Source organism: Coprobacter fastidiosus, assembly GCF_982245605.1.
The window spans coordinates 60,654-70,341 of the sequence record NZ_CEVCIF010000015.1; the positions used below are offsets into that span (position 1 = coordinate 60,654).

Annotated in this window: 11 protein-coding genes; 6 read left to right on the plus strand and 5 right to left on the minus strand. The window is 39.0% G+C overall.

Annotation, left to right across the window (positions count from 1 at the left end):
• Positions 1-192: 192 nt before the first annotated feature.
• The 4 genes from AC0UMU_RS05705 to AC0UMU_RS05720 all read right to left on the minus strand — a co-directional run bounded on the left by AC0UMU_RS05705 (position 193) and on the right by AC0UMU_RS05720 (position 3,022).
• A complete protein-coding gene (locus tag AC0UMU_RS05705; RefSeq protein ID WP_278714613.1) occupies positions 193-1,245 on the minus strand; it encodes a hypothetical protein in 1,053 nt (350 codons plus the stop codon).
• A 93-nt stretch (positions 1,246-1,338) separates the two neighbouring features.
• Positions 1,339-1,896, minus strand: a complete 558-nt coding sequence (locus AC0UMU_RS05710) for a hypothetical protein (protein ID WP_288640136.1) — start codon at positions 1,894-1,896, stop codon at positions 1,339-1,341.
• Entirely contained in the window at positions 1,893-2,462 is a 570-nt protein-coding gene (locus tag AC0UMU_RS05715; RefSeq protein ID WP_288640138.1) for a hypothetical protein, read from the minus strand. Before AC0UMU_RS05715 ends, AC0UMU_RS05710 begins: the two co-directional genes overlap by 4 nt.
• Positions 2,459-3,022 carry a hypothetical protein gene (locus AC0UMU_RS05720; protein WP_122338138.1) on the minus strand — a complete coding sequence of 188 codons (564 nt, stop codon included), beginning with the start codon at positions 3,020-3,022 and terminating at the stop codon, positions 2,459-2,461. The genes AC0UMU_RS05715 and AC0UMU_RS05720 overlap by 4 nt, the downstream gene beginning before the upstream one ends.
• 264 nt (positions 3,023-3,286) lie before the next feature.
• Between AC0UMU_RS05720 and AC0UMU_RS05725 the strand changes: the two genes are divergently transcribed.
• From AC0UMU_RS05725 to AC0UMU_RS05745, 5 genes are all read left to right on the plus strand, one after another.
• Positions 3,287-4,378, plus strand: coding sequence for an aldose epimerase family protein (locus AC0UMU_RS05725; protein ID WP_122304596.1), 1,092 nt, complete (start codon positions 3,287-3,289; stop codon positions 4,376-4,378).
• A 104-nt stretch (positions 4,379-4,482) separates the two neighbouring features.
• A complete protein-coding gene (locus tag AC0UMU_RS05730; RefSeq protein WP_278715698.1) occupies positions 4,483-5,793 on the plus strand; it encodes an MFS transporter in 1,311 nt (436 codons plus the stop codon).
• Positions 5,794-5,852: 59 nt separating this feature from the next.
• Positions 5,853-6,998, plus strand: coding sequence for a galactokinase (galK, locus tag AC0UMU_RS05735; protein WP_022601709.1), 1,146 nt, complete (start codon positions 5,853-5,855; stop codon positions 6,996-6,998).
• 75 nt (positions 6,999-7,073) lie between these two features.
• On the plus strand, positions 7,074-7,769 hold the full coding sequence (locus AC0UMU_RS05740) for an NUDIX hydrolase (RefSeq protein ID WP_278715702.1): 696 nt from the start codon (positions 7,074-7,076) through the stop codon (positions 7,767-7,769).
• A 149-nt stretch (positions 7,770-7,918) separates the two neighbouring features.
• A complete protein-coding gene (locus AC0UMU_RS05745; RefSeq protein WP_009318727.1) occupies positions 7,919-8,392 on the plus strand; it encodes a hypothetical protein in 474 nt (157 codons plus the stop codon).
• 25 nt (positions 8,393-8,417) lie between these two features.
• Here the strand turns inward: AC0UMU_RS05745 and AC0UMU_RS05750 are convergent, their stop codons facing one another.
• Positions 8,418-8,744, minus strand: a complete 327-nt coding sequence (locus tag AC0UMU_RS05750; protein WP_353955704.1) for an SIMPL domain-containing protein — start codon at positions 8,742-8,744, stop codon at positions 8,418-8,420.
• A gap of 252 nt (positions 8,745-8,996) precedes the next feature.
• On the opposite strand from AC0UMU_RS05750, the gene AC0UMU_RS05755 reads away from it, so the two are divergent.
• A partial coding sequence (locus AC0UMU_RS05755) for a hypothetical protein (RefSeq protein WP_473979892.1) occupies positions 8,997-9,688 on the plus strand: 692 nt, incomplete at its 3' end.

Sequence of the window (9,688 nt, forward strand, 5' to 3'; positions counted from 1 at the left end):
AGTTTTGAAAGTTTCTTTCGAGGTTATTTTTCTGTTTTTACGAGGAAGATAGCGGGTTATCTGACAAGGGAAAACGGGAAAAAGACCGGAAGAAAACGCAAAGATGAGCTGATCATATTTTTGTTGGAAAATTTAGATAGGTTCTAAATCTGACCCGATAATATTTTCTTATCGGAAAATTTAAACGGGCTCTTATTCAAATGATGTTTTAGGAACAATATTGTATTGTCCTTTTATCGGCTTCCAACGATACTCTCCATTCTCGTCCAGCACTGCTTTTTCAAATCCGTCGAGTTTTCCGTTTCGGTAACAACGACGATATATTCCGAAAACTCCTTTTAAGCCTTCATTTTTTAAATAGCGTTGTATAAAATTCTGTTCTTGAGATTTACGTTTCTTTTGGTCTATATGAAAGTCTCTGTTGGCATATGTAAATACTCCATCATTCAAGGCTTTTTTCATTTTCTTCTGATCTTCTATCGTTATGTAATATTCGGTATCGGGAGTAAAAGTGATCATCAATGAATTGTTTGTATTTTTGCGGTCTTTTTGGGACTCTGCGAATACCCACATATCTCCCGGAGAAGGAGAGGATGGACGGGGACCGGGATGTGTGTGGATAAAGCCCGTTGTTTCCGTATCCGGTAGGTTATCCATGTCACCGTTCCACGGATGATAAAGGAATCCGTTTTTTACGTATGGCGCTTGTCCTTTCGTGATCGGATCGGCTTTCAATTCGAATGAATGGCCGTTGCCGGATGTATTGTATTGTCGGACAATAGTTCCGTATTCTATATCTTTATCTGACCGGGATATCGATCGGAGAGTATCCGCACTTAATCCTGTCGGATTTGGAGTCAGATATGGTTCGATAATGCGAAGGAAATCGGGGTCGGAAATGCTGTCGCGCGGAGCGTTCGGGGCGGTTATCGGCAAGCTGAATTTGCCGGATTGTGTTTGCGTTTGTTTTGTCGGATTCTTTTGAGGTATTCTTTTTTCCACATTTTGCATTATCCGGTTAAACGGATACGGAAGAACGGACCCGGGTGTGATCGGTGGTTGGAAAATTCGGATATTTGTTTCATAATTTTTAGGGCGGAAGTAAGGAGTTGTTTCCATGAGAGATGCTTGTCTTCTGTCGTTTCTTTCTTCATTTTCCTCGTCATCCAGATCCCAAACAGATGTTTTTTTAGGAATAAGTTCGCCTGTGAGTAGTGAAGGAACCCATGTAATACGATCTTTCATAAACTGATTATTTTTTTAGTTAAGTGAATTATGAAAGCAAATGTAAATACGCTGTTTTATGATATGATGCGATAAATATAAAAAATGAATCGGTTATTTGATTCTGATGCTTTTTACAATGTCGTCCATCACAGTTTTAGCCCGTTCGGTCATAAGGCTGTCATGAGGAAAATAAAGTTGAATATCCAAGGAGTTTTTTTGAAGATACATGATTGCATAATGAATATCTACACCATTATTTATTCCTAAAGAAAGTATATACGGGTCGGATATATATTCGACTTGTAATACGCAAATAAAATTACTGTCGGGATATTCTATATAATTATATAGTTCCCGATTTTCCGGTTTTCTCTGCCATTTTTTTGTGTTAATGTCTGAATATTCTCTTAAGTTGAAATACAATTCCATAATTTCCTCGGGATTATCGGCATTGCAAACGTATGCTGAAAAATAGTTTTTAAGATCTTTATCCAATTTCTTCCACGGGCTTGCGGTGCGCTGGTCTTCAAACCCTGGAGGAATTACAAGACTGACCTCTTCTCCTTCGGGCGTAGTGAACGAAAACGGAGTTCCTTTTTCCCGACAACCGATAAGAGATAAAAGAAATATGCCTATAACGATGGATAAGGTAGGGTAATAATGCTTCATTTCTTTTTGATTTTGATGCTTTTTACAATGTCGTCCATTACAGTTTTAGCCCGTTCGGTCATAAGGCTGTCATGAAGGAAGCACATAAAAATATCGAATGTCTGTTTTTGTAGGTGAAGGTCTGCCGAATGGCTGTCCGGAGGGAAATCATCGCCTCCGGACAAATATAAACTGTAAGGGTCGTTAAAATATTCGATTCGAGCTACACAAATGAAATTACTGTCGGGATACTCTATATAGTCGTACAGCTCTCGATTCTCCGGTTTTCTCCGCCATTTTTTTGTACTGTTATTGATATCTTCTTCTAAATAAAAATACAACTCTATAATTTCATCCGGATTGTCGGCATTGCAAACGTATGCTGAAAAATAGTTTTTGAGATCTTTATCCAATTTCTTCCATGGGCTTGCGGTGCGCTGGTCTTCAAACCCCGGAGGAATTACAAGACTGACCTCTTCTCCTTCGGGCGTAGTGAACGAAAACGGAGTTCCTTTTTCCCGACAACCGATAAGAGATAAAAGAAATATGCCTATAACGATGGATAAGGTAGGGTAATAATGCTTCATTTCTTTTTGATTTTGATGCTTTTTACAATGTCGTCCATTACAGTTTTAGCCCGTTCGGTCATAAGGCTGTCATGAGGGAAGTAAAGTAGAATATCCAAAATATTTTTCTGAAGATACAGATCGGCATAATGAATATCTACACCATTATTTATCCCTAAAGAAAGTATATACGGGTCGGATATATATTCGACTTGTAGTACGCAAATAAAATTACTGTCGGGATATTCTATATAATCATATAGTTCCCGATTCTCCGGTTTTCTCTGCCATTTTTTTGTGTTAATATCGGAATATTCTCTTAAGTTGAAATACAATTCCATAATTTCCTCGGGATTATCGGCATTGCAAACGTATGCTGAAAAATAGTTTTTAAGATCTTTATCCAATTTCTTCCACGGGCTTGCGGTGCGCTGCTCTTCAAATCCCGGAGGAATTACGAGACTGACCTCTTCCTCTTCGGGTGTAGTGAACGAAAACGGAGTTCCTTTTTGTACGCAACAGTAAAAGATGGACAAAAAAATAAAAAAAGAGATGATCAACCTAATGTCTGGTAGTTTCATATACAGATGGTTTGGTATATCCAAATATAGCTAAAAAAATAATTTATGCAAAGTAATATTATTAACGTCTCTCTTTTTCTTATTTAATAAAAGATTCCTTGCTACTTGTTATTTGGAGAGGATCATTTATTATAGAATCAAAGCAGATTCGTAATCTGAAACGGGGAAATAGATTTTTATGTTATAAAACATACGCTTTTGAATGACAACATTAGTGAATAAGCGTTATTTTTACACCAAATATACAATATAAAAATAATTATCATGGCAAACACCGATTCTCAAAAAGGAAAGACTCTTTCCGGGCTTCTCAAAGAGAAGTTTGATACTCAGATAGCCGGGAAACCGGTAGCGCTTTATACTCTTACCAATAAAAACGGAGCAGAGATTTGTATTACCAATTTTGGAGGTATTGTGGTTTCTCTTATGATACCCGATGTTTCCGGAAAGATGACCGATGTGGTTTTAGGGCATGAATCGATAGAGGAATATCTGAATACTCCGGAGAAATTTCTCGGAGCTTTGATTGGCCGCTACGGAAATCGTATAAAAAAAGGTTCGTTTGTTTTGGATGGAACACGTTATAATATTCGTTCCAATAATCCGGACTGTGTATTGCATGGCGGTATAGTAGGTTATAACAACGTTGTGTGGGATGCCCGTCAACAAGATGACCAGACATTAGAACTGACTTACCTTTCGAAAGACGGAGAAGAGGGTTTCCCGGGCAACCTTTTCGTGAAAGTGATTTATCAGCTTACTGATAATAATGCAATGAAAATCGATTATGAGGCATTTACCGATAAACCGACCGTAGTAAATCTTACTCATCATTCGTTTTTTAATTTGAATGGAGACGGAGGAGGAGAGGTTACCAACCATAAAGTGATGATCAATGCCGATCATTTTACACCAATGGATGATAAATCTGTACCGACAGGAGAAATACGTCCGGTGAAAGATTCTCCTATGGATTTTACTGAACCTCACGAAGTGGGAGAACGAATTGATAGTAATTATGAACAACTTATTTTCGGAAAAGGGTATGATCATAATTATGTGTTGAATAAGAATTATCCCGGTGAAATGACTTTAGCGGCTAAAGCCGTTTCTCCTAAAACCGGAATTTCTATGGAGGTGCATACGACCGAGCCGGGAGTACAGCTTTATACCGGAAATTGGTTAAATGGATTTATAGGGAAAAAGGGACGCAGTTATTCTGAACGTACGGCAATTTGTTTTGAAACACAGCATTTCCCCGACAGCCCGAATAAACCGCATTTCCCATCAACGGTATTGCGTCCCGGTGAGATATATACTCAGACTTGTATATACACGTTCGGCATAGAAAAATGATGAAGTGAAACAGCACAGAAAAATCAGATTACATAGGTATTATGCATTTTAATCTGTACGAAAAAATCAAAATAACTAAATAATTTATCAACAGTAAAAAAACTATGAGTGACACAACTAACAAGAAGAATTATGCATTGCCTATTGCAATGATGTTCGCCCTGTTTGCAATGATTTCATTTGTAACGGGACTTACCAATCCGCTGGGTGTAATTGTAAAGAATCAGTTCGATGTTCCGAACTGGATGACTCAGTTGGGTAATGCCGCCAATTTTATCGCTTATGCTTTTATGGGTATTCCGGCGGGTATGATGCTTAAAAAAATAGGATATAAAAAAACGGCTCTTGCAGCTATTGCCGTTGGTTTTATCGGTGTAGGTATTCAGTTTTTTTCGGGACAGCTCGATAACTCCAGTAGTTTCGGAGTTTATCTTGCAGGTGCATTTGTTTCCGGTTTTTCTATGTGTATGCTGAATACGGTCGTGAACCCGATGTTGAATACATTGGGTGGTGGAGGAAAAAGAGGAAATCAGCTGATTCAGTTCGGTGGTTCTTTGAATTCCATTTCGGCAACGATCGTCCCTATTCTCGTAGGTTATTTGATCGGTAACGCAGCTAATGCAAAGATCAGCGATGCTTCTCCGGCATTGTTTATTGCTATGGGTATCTTTGCCGTAGCCTTTATCGTGTTGTCGATAATGAGCATTCCGGAACCTCACATGGAGCCGGCTAAGGCTAAGACTGAAAAAGATACGCACAGTGCGCTTTCTTTCCGTCATTTTATATTGGGGGCTGTAGCGATTTTCTTATATGTGGGAGTTGAAGTGGGAATTCCGAATTTCTTGAATTTGTTTTTGACGACGTCGCCCGATGCTTCCGGTGCTACCGGCATGGGAATCGATGCTGCTATGGCAGGATCGATTTGCGGTACTTACTGGTTCTTGATGATGGTCGGACGTTTGTTCGGAGGTATTCTTGGCGGTAAATATTCAAGTAGAACCCAGATGATTTTTGTGTGTACATTGGCTTTGATATTTTTGTTGATCGGAATATTTGCTCCGACGACCAGTCAAATATCCATGCCGGTATTCAAGTCCGATATCAGTTTCGGTATGACAACAGTTCCTGTAGGAGTAATGTTCTTTGTTCTTTGCGGACTCTGTACATCGATTATGTGGGGTGGAATCTTTAACCTTGCAGTCGAAGGATTAGGTAAATATACCGCTATGGGGTCGGGCATATTTATGGTAATGGTTTGCGGTGGAGGTATTTTGCCGTTGTTACAAGGCGGTGTAGCTGATGTCTTCAGCAACTATATTGTCAGCTTCTGGGTAGTATTCGCAGCAGTTTGCTATATGTTGTATTATGCCTTGATCGGTAGCAAAAACGTAAATACCGATATTCCTGTAGAATAAACATTTTCATTTTTTTCGAATTATTCGGTTTGGAGGTAATACTTAAAAAAATAATAATTATGGATAATAAGATAGTCAGAGAAAAATTTGCAGAATTGTTTGGAACGGCCGGAGATCTTTATTTTTCACCGGGTCGGGTAAATTTGATTGGAGAACATACCGATTATAACGGAGGTTTTGTTTTGCCGGGAGCTATTGATAAAGGTATGTTGGCTGAGATAAAACCGAATGGGAAGAATATAATTCGGGCTTTTGCGGTCGATCTTAATGAATATTCGGAGTTCGGCATGAATGAGGAAGATGCTCCGAAAGAAAGCTGGGCTCGTTATATTTTTGGTGTCGTGCGCGAAATAATTAAACGTGGAGGAAAAGTCGAAGGTTTTGATACGGCCTTCTCGGGAGATGTTCCTCTGGGGGCAGGTTTGTCTTCTTCTGCAGCGTTGGAAAGTACGTTTGCTTTTGCCTTGAATGAGATATTTAATCTGGGTATCGATAAGTTTGAACTGGCAAAAATAGGACAAGCTACCGAACATAATTATTGCGGTGTGAAATGTGGTATTATGGACCAATTTGCTTCGGTATTCGGGAAAGAAGGACACTTGATCCGTCTGGATTGTCGTTCTTTGGAATACGAATATGTTCCTTTTGATCCGAAAGGATATAAGGTCGTGCTGATAGACTCTGTGGTGAAACATGAATTGGCTTCATCAGCTTATAACAAACGGAGAGAGTCTTGCGAAGCTGTTGTTGCGGCAATTAAGAAAAGACATCCTGAAGTGGAACTGTTACGTGACGCAGATATGAAAATGCTCGATGAGGTGAAGAATGAAGTGTCGGCAGAAGATTACCGTCGTGCGGAATATGTAATTGAGGAGATACAACGGTTGCTCGATGCTTGTGATGCTCTTGAAAAAGGCGATTATAAAACTGTAGGAGAGAAAATGTATGGTACACATTACGGCATGAGTAAACTTTATGAGGTAAGTTGTGAAGAGCTCGATTACTTGAATGATGTAGCCCGTGAATGCGGAGTTACAGGCTCTCGGGTAATGGGAGGCGGATTTGGCGGTTGTACGATAAATCTTGTGCCTGAAGATAAATATGATAATTTTATCACGACTGCTGTTAAAGGATTTACTCAAAAGTTCGGAAAAGAACCCAAGGTATATCCGGTGAAGATCGGAGCAGGATCACGTAAATTATAATACATAGTCTGATATGGCGGGTATCCGGAATCAAATGTAACATCATTTCGGATACCCGCATTTTATTTTTAACTTATGCATGAAGACAGTTTTTATGGAGTCCAGGCACGTTTCCTGATAGCAGTAGATTGTACTATACTCGGATTTATCGACAATGAGATCAAGCTGCTTACGTTTCGAAGAAAAATCGAACCTAAAAAAGGCGGACTTTCTTTATTGGGAGGTTTTATGAATGAAAATGAAAATATCGATCAGGCGGCGAGTCGGGTGTTGAAGACTTTGACAGGGCTTGACAATATTTATATGCAGCAGGTGAAGGCTTATGGAAATGTCGATCGTGATCCCGGAGAGCGAGTGATATCTGTGACTTATTATGCTCTGATTAATGTGACCGATTATGCTAATAGCCTGTTGCCGGAAAGTGATTTGGAATGGATTTCGCTGGACAGGAAAAAAGAACTTATTTTCGACCATGAACAGATGCTTGATGATGCTATATTACTATTGAGGCGTCATGCGGCACTGCATCCGATAGGATTTAATCTGTTGCCTGAGAAGTTTACATTGACGCAATTGCAGTCGCTTTATGAATCGATTTATGGTGAAACTATGGATAAACGTAATTTCCGTAAAAAAATTTTAGGGATGGGTATTCTTGAACGGCTTGATGAAAAAGATAAAAAAAGCTCTAAGCGTGGAGCTTATTATTATGTGTTTAATCGTCAACGGTATGAATCGATGCTCGATAAAGGATTTGTATTCACTATGTAGGAGATTGTTGTGATCGGGATGGCGTTTGCTATGGTGGCCATGCGTGAATTTGAAAAATAGTTTTGTAAGTTTTGAGCAGGTTTGTAAATTTGAACTTGTTTACAACTTTTGTTAATGTCGGTGGATTGTAAATTTAAAATGCGATGATTATGAAGAAATTGATTTTTGTTGTTCTTTTGTGTATCACGTCTTTAAGTTTTGCAAATGCGCAAAAAAATGCAGTAGGGTTTCGTTTCGGAGGAGGTGCTGAGTTTCTTTATCAGAGAGATTTGAGTACTAAAAATTTTCTTCAGTTTACATTAGCTATTCCCAATTACGAGGGATTGTCGTTGACCGGTATATATAATTGGCGGTGCTGTCAGTGGGATTGGACACCCCGAACTTGTGATTGGTATTTAAATGCCGGAGTCGGTGGAGCATTAGGATTTTATGATTTCGATGATTCGGGGCTTTTGTTCGGAGTAGCCGGTTCTTGTGCTTTCGGCTGCCAATTTAAAAAAGTGCCCATTTCTCTCGAAGTCGATTATCGTCCGGTTATTGGTACGGTTATCGGAGGATATAGCGAAGGTTTCTTTACTCCCGGTTTTTGGAATTTCGGACTGGCTGTGGCATTTCATTTTTAATGGCGGTTCTGTTTTTTTTAAACATTTATTTAATACCGAACCGGGCGATCATCGAATGGCGTAGTTTGATGGTGCGAAACGAGCCGAAGGATTGGGCTTGAGATGAAATCATATTGCTTTGTACAGAAAGAGTATAGTCGTTTATACTTTCTCGCGGTTCTACAATGCGTATGACATCTCCTAATTGTTTACCGAGAGATTCAGTGAGATAGGCTGCTTTTTCTTTTGCAGCTCTCAATGCCTTTATCTTTCCTCGTTTTCGATATGTCTGCATTTCTTTGTTCTTCAATTCACCTATATACATATTATTGATACCTTTTGTGTCGATATTTTGTACGATTTTGTTGATCAGTTTAAGGGCCTATCTCAATTTTCCGACAAAAAATATTATCAGGTCATCTTTGCGTTTTCTTCCGGTCTTTTTCCCCGTTTTCTCTCGTCAGATACTCGCTATCAGATTGATGAAACAGGGCATATAAAAAAATAAAGGAGATAAAGTATCAGCCACAGGATTATATGGTTCTTGATTTCACCGAGAACCGGAATATTTGGGATGGTAAAGAGCAACCGCTTGTTCCTTGATTTATTCTCAAACTATATTTTTATGAAAAAGGAAATTTTGATAACGATCTTATTGGGAATATTTTTTTTACAGCAGGCCGGAGCTCAGATAACCACTACAAAGGAGGCTTTTCAGACAGTTCCATCCACAAAACTTCCTTATGAAGGGATTGTTGGAGAATCTTTAATACCCCCGCGTGCTTCAGTATTTTTTCCATATAAGGTATGGGGTAATAAAATTGATACATCTTTTTGGATAGATTGTGGATTGACCCTTTCGACTCCGATAGATGATGGTGATTGTAGTATATTTCGTCGATTTGTTCCGACAAACGGACAATATTTTGTAGGAGTTATAAATTTAGGATTGGTAGATTATGCCACAAAACGTTTAATTACGGCTACTCCAGAGGGAGAATTTATTGATTACCTTGATGTTTCGGTAAAAGGTTCTACTAATACAGGAGTAGAAGCTACCATAAAACAATGGAAAATCGATGCGGATATGAGAGTTACGGTTTATCAGGTGAAACCGACCTCGACTACACCTATAAGATTTGAAGATACATCTCCTCAGACCAAAATGAATGCGCAGCGGATCGACACTCGCTATCAGATTGATGAAACAGGGCATATAAAAAAAATAAAGGAGATAAAGTATCAGCCACAGGATTATATGATTCTTGATTTCACCGAGAACCGGAATATTTGGGATGGTAAAGAGCAACCGCTTGT